This is a genomic window from Dokdonella sp., assembly GCF_017744955.1.
GTDB lineage: Bacteria > Pseudomonadota > Gammaproteobacteria > Xanthomonadales > Rhodanobacteraceae > Dokdonella_A.
The window spans coordinates 296,223-312,310 of the sequence record NZ_JAGIAG010000018.1 but is presented as its reverse complement, the minus strand read 5'-3'; the positions used below and the strand labels follow the sequence as shown (position 1 = coordinate 312,310).

Here is a 16,088-nt window from a genome sequence, read left to right as displayed (position 1 = left end):
GACGCTGGGCTCGCACAACGAGCGCGGCTCGATCACGGTCGCGGCCGAGTACTCGAAGGAAGATCCGACCTGGGCGCGCAATCGTCCGTACAGCGCCTATCCGTCCGGCCCGCGCCATGCCAATGAAGATTGGACGCCGGTGTCGCAGTGGGGTGTGTTCTTCCTGCCGAACGGCTGTCCGGGCATTGAAGACAGTCCGTACGGTGCCTGTACGCTGAATCCGGGCGGCAACCCGTTCAACGCTGGCCAGAACGGTGGCCCGAACGACTTCCACGGCACCAACTCGGCCGGCGGCACGTCGGATCTCTCCAATTCGTCCCAAGAGATGATGGGCACGACGGGCATCGATCGCCATTCGCTGTTCGTCGCCGGTGAATACAACATCACCGACAACATCAAGTTCTCGACCGACATCCTGTACAACAAGCGTTCGACGACGCAGCAGGTGGCCGGCTATCCGTTCCAGGGCGGCAACCTGTCGCCGGACAGCTACTACAACCCGTTCGGCACGCAGCACGTCGCTGCAGAAGACGCCACGAACATCTACTTCCTGCGTCGTGGCTGGGAAATGCCGCGCGTCACGCGCAGCGACCTGCAGACCTACCGCTTCTCGGGCACGTTGGAAGGTTCGTTCGAGATCGCCGGCCGTACGTGGAACTGGGACGTCGGCGGCTTCGTCAACACCAATGACCTCGTGAAGACTGGCCGTGGCGACTACAGCCTGCCGGCCGTGGCGGCCGCGACCGGCGCCTCGTTCTTCAACCCGCTGACCAACCGCGTCGAGTGCGGCACGGCGGAGCATCCGACGCCGTACGGTTCCGGCCCCGGCCAGTGCGTGCCGTGGAACCCGTTCTATCCGGCTGGCACGGTTGCTCCGGACTCGCTGTCGGGCAACAAGGAACTGCAGACCCTCTTGTTCCCGTTCTACCACGACACCGGCCGCACCAAGACGGTCGACTACAGCGCCAACCTGACCGGTTCGCTGTTCTCGCTGCCGGCGGGTGACGTCGGCGTGGCGACGGGCTACGAGCATCGCTCGGAGTCGGGCCGCTTCGAGCCGGACGCTTCCAAGCAGGCCGGTCAGAGTACCGACCTCGCCGGCACCATGACGAACGGTCGCTACAAGGTCGACGAGTACTACCTCGAAGTCGACGTGCCGGTGCTGAAGGACGTGCCGTTCTTCAAGGAACTGTCGTTCAACGTCGCCGCCCGTTATTCGGACTTCGACACCTTCGGCGAAACGACCAACGGCAAGTTCAGCATGACCTGGCGTCCGATCGAGGACCTGCTGGTCCGCGCCAACTACGCTGAAGGCTTCCGTGCGCCGACGATCGGCGACCTGTATGGTGGCTCCAGCCAGACCTTCGACAGCTACACCGATCCTTGCGATACGGTGCTCGGTTCCGCCGCGCGCAATCCGGAAGTGCTGGCGCGTTGCACGAGCGGCTTCGGTGGCCAGAATCCGACGGCGGGCAACTTCCGTCAGCCCCGTCAGGGTGGCCGTCCTTGCGCGGCGCAGCCGTGTCAGACGCCGATTCCGTTCATGTCCGGCTCGAACCCGAACCTGCAGCCGGAGACGTCGACCAGCAAGACCGCGGGCCTGGTGTACAGCCCGAGCTGGGTGCAGGGCCTCGACCTCAGCCTCGACTGGTACAACGTCAAGATCAAGAACACGATCGTCGGCGATACGGTCAGCCAGATGCTGCAGGACTGCTACGTGTTCGGCGTGGCGTCGCGTTGCTCGAGCGCGCTGTTCACGCGTGACGCGAGCGGTGCGGTCAACACGGCGCTGCGCGCCGGCATCAACCAGGGCTGGCAGGAAGTCGAAGGTTACGACTTCGGCGTCAACTATCGTCTGCCGGAGTTCTCGTTCGGCCGCTTCCGCGTGAGCTGGGACTCGACCTACGTCAAGCTCAACAACGTCAAGGCGGACAACCGTTCGGATACGGTCCCGCAGGTGCAGAACAGCTTCGGCGGCTTCCCGCGTCTCCGCTCGAACCTGAGCCTGGACTGGACGCTCGGCGACTTCGGAGCGACCTGGACCTCGCGCTACTACTCCAGCATGAAGGAGAGCTGCGCGTACGATCTGACCGGTGGTCCGGAGTGCAACCAGCCCGACCACACCGCGCCGGACACCGGGCATGATCCGACCAACCGCGTCGGTTCGACCACCTGGCACGACCTGCAGGTGCGCTGGACCGCGCCGTGGAACGGCACGGTTTCGGTCGGTGCGAACAACGTGTTCAACAAGCAGCCGCCGCTGATGTACTCGGCGCCGAACTCGCAGTTCCTGTATTACGGCGGTTTCGACATCGGTCGCTTCTACTACCTGCGCTACACGCAGAAGTTCTAAGCGAATCATCGTTGCTTGATACTTTCGAACGGCCCCGGGAACGGGGCCGTTTTTTTATGCCCTTTCAGCAACTGCGGTGCGGAATCGGGGCGGCGTCATCGACAACGCAATTTCATTGTTGTAATAATGCTGTTAAGAGCGACCGGGCACGGTCAACGGGGGCTGCCTCGGTCGTTCGTGGCGTCTTGTTCTGGAGATCGCAGATCACTTTCCGGTGCCGCGCACTCGCACGCGGACACTCACTCTCGGGAGACATCCATGGCTGTCCATCGCGTACCTCGCCGCAACCCCGCGCGCAATGCCTTGTTTCTTGGAATTTCCGCTGCCGTAGCGGCACAGGCCGCACCTGCCGCCGCGCAGGATGCACAGAATCAAGGTCCGGACACGCAAAGGCTCGGCACCGTGGTCGTCACCGGTTCGCGCATTCGTCGCGTCGACCTGGAAACGTCGAACCCGGTCATCACGATCAGCAAGACGGCGATCGAGCGCTCCGGCAAGTTGACCGTCGGCGACCTGCTGCAGGATCTGCCGTCCGTCGCCGGTGCCGGTTCGAACCCGAGCGTGAACAACAGCGGTGGTGATGGCGGTACCTACATCGACCTGCGCGGCCTCGGCGCACAGCGCACGTTGGTGCTGATCAACGGTCGTCGCATGATGCAGATTCCCGGCAACAGCACGGACGTCAACCAGATTCCGGCCAGCGCCATCGAGCGTATCGACGTGCTCGGCGACGGTGCATCCTCGGTGTACGGTTCGGATGCGATCGCGGGTGTCGTCAACTTCGTATTGCGCTCGGATTTCCAGGGCGTCGAGGTGCAGGCCGACTACGGCACGTCCGATCGCGACGACGGCGCGCGCCAAGGCTATTCGGTGATGTTCGGTCACACCGGCGAGAAGGGCAACCTGACCGTCGGCGTGAACTACAACAAGCAGGATCTCGCCTCCGCCGCGAACCGTCCGTTCGCGGCCGACGCGTTCTACCTTTACAGCGGTGTCGTCAGCCTCGCCGGTTCGAGCCGCACTCCCGGCGGCCGCATCCGCGTTCCGGCCGACACGTATTTCGACGACGAAGGCAACAGTTGCGGCAGCGTCACGCTGATCTCCGGTCGTCCCGGTACCTCGCCGAACGACTATCGCTGCTACACCAGTTCCGACGCCTACAACTACCAGCGCATCGGCAACCTGATCCTGACCCCGCAGGAGCGCACCGGCGCATTCGCGATCGGCAACTACAAGCTCACCGATTCGGTCACCGGTTACTTGGAGGTCTACGCCAACAAGACCCGTTCGCGCTCGCAGATCGCGCCGCTTCCGTTCGACGCGCAGAACGACGCGGTGACGATTTCCGCGGACAACTACTACAACCCGTTCGGCATCGAGTTCGGCCGCGACGGTTATCAGCTGCAGTCGCGCTTCACCAGCCTCGGCAACCGCGTGATCGAGCAGTCCACGGAAAATTATTCCGGACACGGCGGATTCAAGGGCAACTTCGGCGAGTCGAGCTGGACCTGGGACGTCGGCTTCGACTACAGCCACTACAGCAAGGACACCAACTCCTACGGATACGTGAACTATCCATTGCTGCGCAATGCGCTCGGTCCGTCCTTCCTCGGCGACGACGGCGTCGTCCGTTGCGGCACGGCGGAAGCGCCGATCGCCAACTGCACGCCGATCAACATCTTCAACGTCAACGACCCGGCCACGGTCGCGCAGCTGCAATCGGTGCTGGTCAATCCGAAATTCGACCGCACGACGGCCAGCCAGAAGGTCGGCCGTTTCGATGTCGCCGGCGATCTGTTCGATCTGCCCGCCGGCACCGTCGGCCTCGCCGCGGGCGCGTCGTATCGCAAGGATTCGCTGACCGGGCGCGTCGACAGCCTGTCCGTTTCCGACAGCCGCGGCAATTGCGCCCTGGCGCAGGAAGCCTGCGGCTCGCCGGTCAGTGGCTCGCTCGACGTCAAGGAAGCCTACTTCGAAGTGCTGGTGCCGATCCTGAAGGATATTCCGTTCGTGCACTCGCTGAACCTGACCATCGGCGATCGCTATTCGAAGTACAACGAGTTCGGCAATACGAACAACTGGAAAGTCGCGGTGGAATGGCGGCCGATCGAAGACCTGCTGCTGCGCGGCACCGTCTCCAAGGTGTTCCGTGCCCCGACCACGATCGACGTGTTCGCAGGTCCCGCCGGCAACGCGCCGCTGTTCCGCGATCCGTGCCTGAACCTGACCGTGCCGGTCGGTGTGAATCCGAACATCGACGCGGCCTGCGTCGGCGTCGCGCGTGACGGCAGCTTCCAGGGCGAAGGCCTGTCGCAGAGCAACGGCACGCCGTCCGGCAACCTCTGGGCGCGCAGCAACGTCGATCCGACGCTGCCGAAGCTGCGGCCGGAGTTCGGCAAGTCGTTCAACTTCGGCGTCGTCTACGACCCGCGCTGGCTCGAAGGCCTGTCGCTCAGCGCCGACCTGTGGCGGCTCTATCTGAACGACTACATCGGTGGCATCGGCGCCTCGCTGGCGGTCAATACCTGCTACAACACCGGACAGTTCTGCAGTCTGGTGCACCGCTTCGCGAGCGGTCCGAGCTCGGGCTCAGTCGATACCATCTATCAGCCGGTCGTGAACCTCGGCCGCTTCGATGCGAAGGGCGTGGACTTCGCCGCCAGGTATCGTCTGCCGGAGACCTCCTTCGGCAACTTCTCGCTGAGCTTCAACAGCACCTATCTGGCGCGGATGGACAACTCGCTCACGCCGGGTCTGGCGGGCAACGTCGTCAACAGCCTCGCCGGCAAGTACTGGAACGAGTACGGCAACTACGCGCGCTGGAAGGCCGTCGCTGGTCTGCGCTGGCAGCTCGGCTCGTTCGACGCCGGTTGGTACGCGCATTACGTCGGACCGTTCTCGGTCGGCAGCAAGGACCTGCGCCAGAACTTCTCGGCCGACGGTTCGTACCTGTTCCCGGGCGTCGTGCTGAATTTCGGCGCGCAGACGACGCACAACTTCCAGGTAGGCTACGAACTGGCCGCGCTGAAGACGCGCTTCGACGTCGGCATCGACAATGCCTTCGACAAGAAGCCGCCGCAGATCTATCAGAACAACACGCTGAACTCGAACACCGACGTCAGCACCTACTACTCGGAAATGATCGGTCGCTACTACTGGGGCCGTGTGACCGTGAAGTTCTGATCGGAAGCGGTTCGCACTCCGAGAAGCCGCGCGGCGCGAGCCGCGCGGCTTTCTTGTTGAGCGGGGATGCACGATCGTTCCAGGTCACCACGGTCCGCGAGCCTGCGTGACTCTTCGGGACGGTGCGCCAGGTCATCCACTCGCGGCATCCACGGCCGCCTTGTTCGATTCCCGCGATCGCCCACGACCGCTGCAGCACGCGCATTCGAGGTCTCGCCGCCAACCCTTCCAGGCCTTCCATCCGCAGCAGCCCACAGCCCGCGCCCGTCGATCAACTGCGCTATCGTTGCGCCATGTCTCTCGCTGCCCCTCCCGCGTTCTCGCCCGCGCAGGTCTACGCCTTGTTCCGTGCCGGGCAGTACGAGCGCGTTCGACAGTTGGCGAGCGAACGGCTGTCCGCGATGCCGGACGATACGGCCGCCTTGACTCTTCTGGCCTTGAGTCTGCAATTCCAGGGCAGATCCGCCATGGCGGTGGACGCCTACCGTCGACTGACCGAACTGCAGCCTGCCGTCTTCGAGCATTGGAACAACCTCGGCAACGTTCTGCGCGATGTCGGCGAATTCGCCGCGGCCGATGCGGCCTACCGTCGCGCGCTCGGGCTGGCGCCGGGCGACGCGGGTCTGCTCGTCAATCTCGGATTTCTCGAGATGGAGGCAGGCAAGGTCGCCATGGCACGCGACCGCTTCCTCGACGCCGTGCGCGCGGACGGAGGCCTGCTCGACGCACGGCTGTACGGCGCGCGGGCGTGCTACGAATGCGGCGATCACGCGACCGCGCAGGACCTGATCCAATCGTGGCGGCAGTGGGGCGAGCTCGGCGACGAGCAATACGTCGAGCTCGGCTCGCTTCTGACCTTGCTCGGCCTGGCCGCCGACGGCGAAGCCGTCCTGCTCGACGCGTTGCGACGCACGCCCGACGAGGCGCGCGTGTTGGCTTCGCTGGTGTGCCTGTACGAACGCCTCAATCGCCTCGACGAAGCGCGCGACTGGCTGAGCCGCCTGCCGCCGCCGGAAGCCGTGCGCGATCCGACGCTGCGCCGGGACGTCATCAGCGCCCAGGTCGCGATCGCCACGCGCGACGCCGATCCCGCGCACATGCGTGCGCTGGTCGACCAACTCGTTCCGCTGACCGAGCCGGAGCATCGCCGCGCGGGATTGCATTTCGCGCTCGGCAAGGTCTGCGATCGCCACCGCGACTCGCATGCGGCGATGCAGGCGTTCGCGCAGGCGCATGCGTGCCAGCTGCGCCTGGCCGAGCAGTTGGTTCCGCAGCTTCTGGCGCCGGAGTCGACCGCGCTGCCGACGGCGGCCGTCCGTCTCGGCGCCGCCGAGTTCGGCACCTGGTCCGATCCGGCTCCGCCGTCCGTGGAAGCCTCGCCGATCTTCATCGTCGGCTTCCCGCGCTCGGGCACGACGATGCTGGAGCAGATGCTCGACGCGCACCCGGACCTCGCCTCGATGGACGAGCGCGTCTACATCAACGACACGATCGAGCTGCTGTCGCCTTTCGGCCTGCGCTATCCGCACGATCTCGGCAAGCTGACGCCTGCGCAATGCGATTATCTGCGCCAGTCCTACTGGCGCTTCGTCGCCAAGACCGTCCAGCTCGCGCCAGGTCAGCGCCTGGTCGACAAGAATCCACTGAACATGCTGCGCCTGCCGATGATCCTGCGCCTGTTCCCGCGAGCGCGCGTCATCCTCGCCCTGCGCCATCCCTGCGATGTGCTGCTGAGCTGCTACATGCAGCACTTCCGCTCACCGAACTTCATGGTCATGTGTTCGACGCTGGAGCGCCTCGCGCGCAGCTACGTCGCCGCGATGGAATCGTGGATCTACCACGCGCAGTTGATGAGGCCGGCCTTGCTGGTGTCGCGTTACGAAGACCTGCTGGCGGATTTCGCCGGCAACGTTCAGCGCGTCGGCGGCTTCCTGGGCCTGCGCGACACGGCGCCGATGCTGAGCTTCCACGAGCACGCCCGCGGCAAGGGCTACATCAGCACGCCGAGCTACACGCAGGTGATCGAGCCGCCGAACGCGAGGGCGGTCGATCGCTGGCGCCGCTACGAGGACCATCTGGCTCCGGTGCGCCCGATCCTGCAGCCGATCATGGAGCACTGGGGCTATGCCTGGTGACGTCCCCGGCGTCCGGTCGCTGAGCGACTACGTCGTCTGCTTCGACGGCGCGCTCGAACAGGAGTTCTGCGCGCAGCTGATCGCTTCGTTCCAGCAGATGGCGCACCTGCACACCAGGAACGGCCGCGGCGTGCGGCCGGCGCTGGAGCGGAGCGGCTGGACCGAGCTCAACGTCTCGCGTCTCGCCGACGAGGGTTTCAAGGGCTTTTTCCTGCAGCAGATCGATCGCTATCTCGCGCTCTACAACGAGCGCGTGCGGCTGACGATTCCGGTGCCGACGCGGCCGGCGATCGAGGACCTGCGCATCAAGCGCTATCGCGCAGGTGCGGACGAGCAGTTCCAGCCGCACTTCGATTCGATCGACGCGGTGGCGAACCGGTATCTCGTGTTCCTCTGGTATCTCAACGACGTCGCCGACGGCGGCGAGACCGAATTCTGCGATCTCGGCGTGAAGGTCTCCGCGCGTACCGGCCGTCTTCTGATGTTTCCGCCGTACTGGCTCTTCCAGCACGCCGGGCTGCCGCCGCGCTCGAACGACAAATACATCCTCTCGACGTATTTGCTCTTTTGAGAAGTGCGGCCATGGACGGCCGCGGTGGAGCAGCCGAAGACGCTCGTTGCGCGAGATGTTCGCCGATCAGCCTGCGGCGATCACGGACGACCGGACTAAAACGACGAGGTATCGAACACGCTGGCCATCGGCACGTCGGCGCCTTCGGCCAGGCGCACCTTCAGCGCGAGACCGTCGCGCGAGTCGGCGTGGTTGAGCGCTTCCTCGAGTTCGATCTTGCCTTCCTTGTACAGCGTGTACAGCGACTGATCGAACGTCTGCATGCCTTCCTGCAGGCTGCGGTCCATTGCTTCCTTGACCTCGTGCACCTGGCCGCGGCGCAGCAGGTCGCGGATGTGCGGCGTGTTGATCAGCACCTCGACCGCCGGCACGCGGCGGCCGTCCTTGCCCATCACCAGGCGCTGGCTGATGACCGCCTTCAGGTTCAGCGCGACGTTCATCAGGATGTTCTTGTGCGCCGACTCCGGGAAGAAGTTCAGGATGCGCTCGATCGTCTGGTCGGCATTGTTCGAATGCAGGGTAGCGAGACAGAGATGGCCGGTTTCGGAGAACGAGATCGCCGCTTCCATCGTGTCGGCGTCGCGGATCTCGCCGATCATGATCACGTCCGGCGCCTCGCGCATCGCGTTCTTCAGCGCCTCGTGGTAGCTGTGCGTGTCCAGGCCGACCTCGCGCTGGTTCACCACCGACTTGCGATGGCGATACAGGTATTCGATCGGATCCTCGATGGTCAGGATGTGCCCGGAACTGTTGGCGTTGCGATAGTCGATCATCGACGCCAGCGTGGTCGACTTGCCCGAACCGGTCGCGCCGACCAGCAGCACCAGGCCGCGCGGCTCCATGATGATGTTCTTGAACAGCGCCGGAAGACGCAGCTGCTCGATCGTCGGAATCTCGCTCTTGATCGCGCGGATCACCATGCCGACTTCGCCGCGCTGCTTGAACACGTTGATGCGGAAGCGGCCGGCGTCCTTCACGGCGATGGCCATGTTGAGTTCGAGGTTCTTCTCGAACTGCGGCACCTGGCCTTCGTCCATCAGCGAATAGGCGATCTTCTTGACCATGCCGTTCGGCATGCCGGTGTTGCCGAGCGGATAGAGCTTGCCTTCGACTTTGATGTTGACCGGCGCGCCGGTGGTCAGGAACATGTCCGACGCACCTTTCTCGACCATCAGTTTCAGGAAATAGCCGATATCCATCGCTGGTCTTGCCCCGTGCTTTCGATGCCGTCCACGGCCGCCGCTTGCGCGGCCGCGCCCCAGATTCCGCGGTGCCGGTCCGGCGCCGATTGCCAGCGCGACGCGGCGTTCCCACAATAGGGCGGATTCTTACACGAGTACCCCACGACTTATGAGATGCAGCATGCGAAAAATTCACGCATCGGCCCTGGTCCTGGCGGTCCTGGCCGTGCAGGGCTGCAGCCCGACCAAGCCGCCGGTCGACCTGCTCGACGCCGCCTCGCGCTCGCTCGGCAGCGCGCGCAATGCCGGCGCGCCGGAGTATGCGGCGAGCGAGTACCGATCGGCGGGCCGCCGTTACGATCAGGCGCAGTCCGCGATGGCGCGCGAGGAGTACGACGACGCCACGCAGTTCGCGCGCGAATCGGCCGCCGACAGCGAGCTCGCGACTGCCAAGGCGCGTCTGGCCAAGGCGCGCGCGGAGGTCGACCGTCTGAAGCAGGAGAACGCGAATCTCGATCGCGATTTGACCGACCACGCATCGCCGGAGGTGCAGCAGTGAACCGCTTCCATCGAGCCGCACTCGGCGTCGCGCTGACGCTCGCCTGCTTCAGCGCGCCGGCGATCGCCCGCGACGACGAATATCAGCGGCTGGCCGATCGCGTGGACCGTCTCGCCAACGATCCGGTGCTCGGTCAGCGCGCTCCGGCACAGCTCGACCGCGCACGCGCCGCGCTGGCCGAGTTCAAGGAAGCGGGCCGTCGCGATCGCGAGCAGCTCGTCTATCTGGTCGAGCGCCGCATCGACACAGCGCAGGCTGCCGCCGAAGCCGAATATCTGGAAGGCCAGCGCGCCGAACTGCAGAGCGAGAACGATCGTCTGCAGCTGGCGATCGCGCGTCGCGACGCCGCGCAGGCGCGTGCGGAGCTCGAGCGTCAGCGCCTGCAGTCGCAGATCCGCGCGGAAGAGGCCGAGCGCGCCGCACGCGAGGCCGAGGCTGCTCGCGCCGAGGGTGCGCAAGCGGCCCAAGCCGCCGAGGCCGCACGCGCCGAGGCGGCGCAGGCCAAGCGCATGGCCGATGCCCAGGCGAAGGCGACCGCATTGGCAAGGAAGGAGGCCGAACTCGAGGCCGCGCTCAGCGGGAAGTCGCCCAAGGCGGACGCCGCGGCCAAGCCGAAGGCGAAGCCGGCCGCCAAGCCCGTGCCGAAGCCGAAGAAGGTGCCCGCGGGCGGCGGGAAGTAGCCGCGAGAGCCTCGTTGCGGAGCGCTTTTGCTCCGCAAATCAAGCTCGTATCGGAGCCGTGCGGAGGCCCTCCCCGCGGCTCGGTTTTGAGGTTCGACTGATTCGCCGAAGTTAGTGTAATTTACTGTTTTTGAACGCTAATTTCACGCTTCCCGCGAGCGCTCGCGGGAACTTCCCGGTGTCGCAAAAGTCGTGTTGCCAAGTCCCGGATGAAGGAGTAGCGTCTGTCTTCCAAGTGGTCCGGAATTCTTCGGACCCTTGGGCAGAAGCCAAAGCCCATGACTGCAGCGACCGCGACAGAGGATCCCACCGCCTCGGCTAGCCGAGGGTCGAGTCGCTTGTTCGGACGTTTCCTGGCAGTGGCGCCCGCCGATCGCTTCGATCGGTCCTCGACGTTCCCTGCAGTTCCCATCGCGGCAAAGGCGGCTCTTTCCGAGCCATCGCGTAGTACTCGTCCCGCAGCGCAGTGACGCGGCCTCAAACCGCGTCACTGCGCCAGCGGTTCTTGCGATAGAGGAGGTTAGCGATGCTAGAAGAACACCAGGCTGAAGTGGCGGAACTGATGCAGAAGGATGCGGAGTTTCGCAGTCTGTACTACCGCCACAAGGAGCTCGACAGCAAGGTACGCGATGCCGAACTCGGCGTGTTGCCGATGGACGAAGCCACTCTGCGCAACATGAAATACGAAAAGCTCCACGCCAAGGACAAGCTGACCCAGATCTGGGAAAGCGTCCACCACGCGACGCACTGATCCACTCCGATTCCTGCCCCGGCGCCGCCTGTCCGTGGCGGCGCCTGCGAACTGCCCGAGCCTTCCCGTCGCGGAGGGCAGCAGCACTTCATTCCACTCGGTTATCATCCGTGGACGTCTCCGCCCGGAGGCGACGAGACCGGTCGCGGCCGCAATTCGAGCGGTCCGTCACCACTGCGGAGCCCGCATGACGATCCATCACAGCGTTCTCGAGCTGATCGGCCGCACGCCGATGCTCAAGACGCAGCGCCTCGACAGTGGCGTCTGCGAACTGTTTCTGAAGCTCGAAAGCGCGAATCCCGGCGGTTCGATCAAGGACCGCATCGGGTTGTCGATGATCGAGGGCGCCGAGAAGGCCGGCAAGATCAAGCCCGGCGCCACGCTCGTCGAAGGCACCGCCGGCAATACCGGCCTCGGTCTCGCTCTGGTCGCGCAGGCGAAAGGCTATCGCCTGATCCTGGTCGTGCCGGACAAGATGAGCCGCGAGAAGATCTTCAACCTGAAGGCGATGGGCGCCGAGGTCGTGCTGACCCGCTCCGACGTCGCCAAGGGTCATCCGGAGTACTACCAGGATCTCGCCGCGCGCATCGCCGAGGAAACGCCGGGCGCGTACTTCATCAACCAGTTCGGCAACCCGGACAATCCGATCGCGCACGAGTCGACCACCGGTCCGGAGATCTTCGAGCAGCTCGACGGCAAGGTCGACGCGATCGTCTTCGGTTGCGGTTCGTCCGGAACGATGACCGGGCTCTCGCGCTACTTCGCGCGCGTCTCGCCGCAGACCGAATTCGTTCTCGCCGATCCGGTCGGCTCGATCCTCGCCCAGTACATCAACGAAGGCACGCTGTCGACGAAGTCGGCGAGCTGGATGGTCGAAGGCATCGGCGAGGACTTCCTGCCCAGCATCAGCGACTTCTCGCGCGTGAAGAAAGCCTACGCGATCAGCGACAAGGAGAGTTTCTTGACCGCGCGCGAACTGCTCGGCAAGGAAGGCGTGCTCGGCGGCTCGTCGACCGGCACCTTGCTCGCCGCGGCGCTGAAGTACTGCCGCGAGCAGACCACGCCGAAGCGCGTCGTCACCCTGGTCTGCGACACCGGCAACAAGTACCTGTCGAAGATGTACAACGACTACTGGATGCTCGACAACGGCTTCCTCGACCGCCAGCCGACCGGTGATCTGCGCGACCTGATCCTGCGCCCGTACGCGCGCCGCGACACCGTCGTGGTCGGCCCGAACGAGCTGCTGATCACCGCCTACAACCGCATGAAACTCTACGACGTCTCGCAGCTGCCGGTGATGGACGGCGACGAGATCGTCGGCATCCTCGACGAATCCGACCTGCTGCTGCACGTCCACGCCGACGAGTCGAAGTTCAAGGACAAGGTCTCGACGGCGATGGTCGAGAAGCTGCAGGTGCTCGACGTGAAGTCGCCGATCGAGTCGCTGATGCCGGTGTTCGACGCCGGCCACGTGGCGATCGTGATGGACGGCGCCAAGTTCGTCGGCTTGATCACGCGGATCGACCTGCTGAACTATCTGCGCCGTCGCGCTGGCTAGAATTCCTTCCCAAGGACGAGACGTGACCCACGACAAGACCACTCCCGAAGCGGTGACCTGGGCGTATCGGCTGTTTCTCGCGCGCGAGCCCGAAAGCCGGGAGATCGTCGCCGAGCACATGACCAATTCGCCCGAACTCGCCGCCCTGCGCGACGTGTTCGTCGGCAGCGCGGAGTTCCGCGCGCTCGCTCCGGCCGGCGTCAAGCCGATGCTGCAGGGCGACGAGCCTCCGCGCACCGTGGAGACCAACGGCGATCCGGTCCTGCTGCAGCGACTGTTCGAGCACGTGAACCATTCCTGGCAGCACCTCGGCGAGACCGATCCGTACTGGTCGGTGCTGACCGCGCCGGAATATCGCGGCAAGCCGTCGGCCGAACACATCGCGCGCTTCTTCGCCAGCGGCGCGGCCGAAATCGAACGGCTGCAGAAGGCCCTCGCGCGCAGCGGCGTGACGCTCGACGGGCGCGGAACCTGTCTGGAGTACGGCTGCGGTCTCGGTCGCGTGACGCGGCATCTCGCACCGCATTTCCAGCGGACGATCGGCGTGGACATTTCGGCGCCGCATCTGGATCTCGCCCGCGAGCTCGCCGCCTCCGACGGCGTACGCGGCATCGACTGGATCCATCTGGGCACGCTGGACACGCTGGACGACTTGCCGGAAGTCGACTTCATCTACAGCGTGATCGTGTTGCAGCACAATCCGCCACCGGTGATCGAGCGCATCCTTTCGACGTTCGCACGAATCCTCAAGCCCGGCGGAATCGCGTATTTCCAGGTGCCGACCTATCGTGCGGACTACGAATTCCGGCTCGCCGACTACGTACGCGAGCAGCTCGGCCGCAAGGAGATGGAGATGCACGCGTTTCCGCAGGAGCGGGTGTTCGAGATCTTCGCCGAAGCCGGCGCGATGCCGATCAGCGTCGTCGAGGACGGTGCGACCGGCAATCGGCGCGGGGAGCGGTCGAACACGTTCGCATTTCGCAGACTCCGGGAGCACTGAGTTTTTCTGCGAGAGCTTTGCAAGTCCGCGCGCCTGGGGGGGCGAACCGAATTTCCACTGCGAGCGTTCAGACCTTCCGATCCGATCGCTGTCGATCAGAAACCCTGAGGCGTAAGTTCATGAGCACCAGAGCAACCCCGGACGACGTGCGTTATGCCTACCGACTGCTGCTCGGCCGTGAACCCGACGAAGCCGGCTATCGTCATTTCTGCACCATCGTCGACGAGTCCTCGCCGACGGTCGCCGAGCTCGCAAGGCTGTTCATGGCGTCGAGAGAATTCGTCTTCGTCCACGGGGAATTGAACAAGCTCGACAAAGGCACGGCGCCCGAGAAAGGGGTCGTCACGCTCGTGTCGCAGGCGTGCACGCAGAGGCAGATCGAAACTCCGGTCTTTCGCTACTGGGCGAATCGCATGCACGAGCGCCCCGGCGGACTGCACCGGAAGCTCTGGGAATGGTGCTTCATCAGCCAGGCGCTGTACGAGCGCGGCATGCTGACGAGTGGAAAGCGCGGCCTTGGGTTTGCGGTCGGCAACGAGCCCATGACCTCGCTGTTCGCTCAGCTCGGCTGCGAGATCCTGGCGTCCGACCTGGACTCGGAAAGCGCCGGAAAGACCGGTTGGGTCGAATCCAACCAGCACGCTTCCGGACTTGCCCAGCTGAACGCACGCGGGCTCTGCGCGCCGGATCTCTTCGCCGAGCGCGTGCGTTTCCGCGCCGTGGACATGCGTGCGATCGACGACGACCTGCGTGGATTCGATTTTCTGTGGTCCTCGTGTGCGCTCGAACATCTGGGAAGCCTCCAGCACGGCCTCGACTTCGTGATGAACGCGATGGACTGCCTGCGTCCGGGCGGCGTCGCGGTCCACACGACCGAGCTGAATTGCGATTCGGATGTCGAGACCGTCGAAACGGGCGATTCGGTGGTCTATCGCCAGAGGGATCTGCGCGAGCTGGCGGAGCGGCTGCAAGCGCAGGGACACATGGTCGCGCCGTTCGATTTCGATCTCGGCTACACCGAAGCGGACCGCTACGTCGACGAATACCCGTATCGCGGACCGATGCACCTGAAACTGCGCATCGGTCCGTACGCGTCGACGTCGTTCGGCCTGATCGTGACCAAGCAGTCGAACGCGAACTGACGGCCGTGACCGCCGATCACGCCGATCTCGAGGACGTTCGTTACGCCTATCGCCTGCTGCTGGGCAGGGCGCCGGACGAGCAGGGGCTGCACACCTTCGCCCGGCTCGTCCAGGATCGATCGCTGAGGCCGCGCGAGCTGGCCGAGTACTTCCTGGGTTCCAGCGAGTTCCGCAGTCGCTACAACAGCGAAGTCCGCGAGGTCGAACTCGACGGCTACGTGATCTCGATACGCGCGGACGACGGCGACGTCGGTCGGACCGTCGAGCAGACGCGGCAGTGGGAGCCGAACGTCGTTTCGGCATTGAGCGAACACCTGGGGCCCGGCGGTCGCTTCCTCGACGTCGGCGCCAACATCGGCTACTTCGCCGCCTGGGCCGCGCATCGCGTCGGAAGCAGCGGCCGCGTGGTGGCCGTCGAGCCGATGGACAAGAACCTGCAGCTCATCTACGCGACACTCGCGCGCAATCGCTTCGCGCACGTCCGGGTCGAGCCCTTCGCCGCCTCGGATGAATCGGGTGTCGTCTGCATGGGCACGCACGGCGGTTCGTCGAATGGCGAGATCATCCGCGAATGGAGCCGAGGCGACCGCCCGCTGTACGCGCAGACGCGCCGTCTGGACGATCTGCTCGCGGACGAGGAGCGCTTCGACGTCGTGAAGTTCGACATCGAAGGCCACGAATTGCACGCCTGGCGCGGCTTTTCGCGCGGACTCGAGCGCCATCGGCCCGTCGTGCTGACGGAATTTCATCCCGCATGTCTGCGCAACAATGCGCACGTTCCGCCGGAACACTATGCTGCCGTACTGCTCGACTACGGCACGGTCACCGCGCTGCATTTCGACGGCGAGCGTTCGACGTGCGCGAATGCCGAGGCGCTGATGCAATTGTGGGCGCGCGAGGATGCCGCCTTGCGTACCGACGGAGCGGCCCATCTCGATCTGCTCGTACAACCTCGTTCTTGAACCTTCGACGACA

The 16,088-nt window shown here is 64.9% G+C and carries 12 protein-coding genes; 11 read left to right on the top strand and 1 reads right to left on the bottom strand.

Features of this window, described 5'->3' with window-relative positions; all coding sequences use genetic code 11:
• From J7520_RS19895 to J7520_RS19880, 4 genes are all read left to right on the top strand, one after another.
• A partial coding sequence (locus J7520_RS19895) for a TonB-dependent receptor (RefSeq protein ID WP_291192261.1) occupies positions 1-2,353 on the top strand: 2,353 nt, incomplete at its 5' end.
• 258 nt (positions 2,354-2,611) lie between these two features.
• Positions 2,612-5,536, top strand: coding sequence for a TonB-dependent receptor (locus J7520_RS19890; RefSeq protein WP_291192259.1), 2,925 nt, complete (start codon positions 2,612-2,614; stop codon positions 5,534-5,536).
• Between the two features lie 293 nt (positions 5,537-5,829).
• Positions 5,830-7,671: a sulfotransferase gene (locus J7520_RS19885; RefSeq protein ID WP_291192257.1), complete on the top strand. Its 1,842-nt coding sequence runs from the start codon at positions 5,830-5,832 to the stop codon at positions 7,669-7,671.
• Positions 7,661-8,242, top strand: a complete 582-nt coding sequence (locus tag J7520_RS19880) for a 2OG-Fe(II) oxygenase (RefSeq protein WP_291192255.1) — start codon at positions 7,661-7,663, stop codon at positions 8,240-8,242. The genes J7520_RS19885 and J7520_RS19880 overlap by 11 nt, the downstream gene beginning before the upstream one ends.
• A gap of 95 nt (positions 8,243-8,337) precedes the next feature.
• Here J7520_RS19880 and J7520_RS19875 read toward each other — a convergent pair whose 3' ends face one another.
• A complete protein-coding gene (locus tag J7520_RS19875; RefSeq protein ID WP_291192253.1) occupies positions 8,338-9,441 on the bottom strand; it encodes a PilT/PilU family type 4a pilus ATPase in 1,104 nt (367 codons plus the stop codon).
• Positions 9,442-9,604: 163 nt separating this feature from the next.
• On the opposite strand from J7520_RS19875, the gene J7520_RS19870 reads away from it, so the two are divergent.
• The 7 genes from J7520_RS19870 to J7520_RS19840 all read left to right on the top strand — a co-directional run bounded on the left by J7520_RS19870 (position 9,605) and on the right by J7520_RS19840 (position 16,075).
• On the top strand, positions 9,605-9,982 hold the full coding sequence (locus J7520_RS19870) for a DUF4398 domain-containing protein (RefSeq protein ID WP_291192251.1): 378 nt from the start codon (positions 9,605-9,607) through the stop codon (positions 9,980-9,982).
• Positions 9,979-10,662 carry a hypothetical protein gene (locus J7520_RS19865; protein WP_291192250.1) on the top strand — a complete coding sequence of 228 codons (684 nt, stop codon included), beginning with the start codon at positions 9,979-9,981 and terminating at the stop codon, positions 10,660-10,662. Before J7520_RS19870 ends, J7520_RS19865 begins: the two co-directional genes overlap by 4 nt.
• A gap of 526 nt (positions 10,663-11,188) precedes the next feature.
• Positions 11,189-11,413 carry a DUF465 domain-containing protein gene (locus J7520_RS19860; protein WP_291192248.1) on the top strand — a complete coding sequence of 75 codons (225 nt, stop codon included), beginning with the start codon at positions 11,189-11,191 and terminating at the stop codon, positions 11,411-11,413.
• A 187-nt stretch (positions 11,414-11,600) separates the two neighbouring features.
• Positions 11,601-12,971, top strand: a complete 1,371-nt coding sequence (locus J7520_RS19855; RefSeq protein WP_291192246.1) for a pyridoxal-phosphate dependent enzyme — start codon at positions 11,601-11,603, stop codon at positions 12,969-12,971.
• A gap of 22 nt (positions 12,972-12,993) precedes the next feature.
• Positions 12,994-13,971, top strand: coding sequence for a class I SAM-dependent methyltransferase (locus J7520_RS19850; protein ID WP_291192244.1), 978 nt, complete (start codon positions 12,994-12,996; stop codon positions 13,969-13,971).
• Positions 13,972-13,988: 17 nt separating this feature from the next.
• Positions 13,989-15,113, top strand: coding sequence for a hypothetical protein (locus J7520_RS19845; RefSeq protein ID WP_291192242.1), 1,125 nt, complete (start codon positions 13,989-13,991; stop codon positions 15,111-15,113).
• Between the two features lie 5 nt (positions 15,114-15,118).
• Positions 15,119-16,075, top strand: coding sequence for an FkbM family methyltransferase (locus J7520_RS19840; RefSeq protein ID WP_291192240.1), 957 nt, complete (start codon positions 15,119-15,121; stop codon positions 16,073-16,075).
• Positions 16,076-16,088: the final 13 nt, after the last annotated feature.

What these genes read in the sequence shown, in the direction of transcription:
- J7520_RS19855 (WP_291192246.1), top strand. Translation starts at nt 11,601, where the DNA reads ATGACGATCCATCACAGCGTTCTCGAGCTGATCGGCCGCACGCCGATG.
- J7520_RS19870 (WP_291192251.1), top strand. Translation starts at nt 9,605, where the DNA reads ATGCGAAAAATTCACGCATCGGCCCTGGTCCTGGCGGTCCTGGCCGTG.
- J7520_RS19860 (WP_291192248.1), top strand. Translation starts at nt 11,189, where the DNA reads ATGCTAGAAGAACACCAGGCTGAAGTGGCGGAACTGATGCAGAAGGAT.
- J7520_RS19890 (WP_291192259.1), top strand. Translation starts at nt 2,612, where the DNA reads ATGGCTGTCCATCGCGTACCTCGCCGCAACCCCGCGCGCAATGCCTTG.
- J7520_RS19880 (WP_291192255.1), top strand. Translation starts at nt 7,661, where the DNA reads ATGCCTGGTGACGTCCCCGGCGTCCGGTCGCTGAGCGACTACGTCGTC.
- J7520_RS19875 (WP_291192253.1), bottom strand. Translation starts at nt 9,441, where the DNA reads ATGGATATCGGCTATTTCCTGAAACTGATGGTCGAGAAAGGTGCGTCG.
- J7520_RS19885 (WP_291192257.1), top strand. Translation starts at nt 5,830, where the DNA reads ATGTCTCTCGCTGCCCCTCCCGCGTTCTCGCCCGCGCAGGTCTACGCC.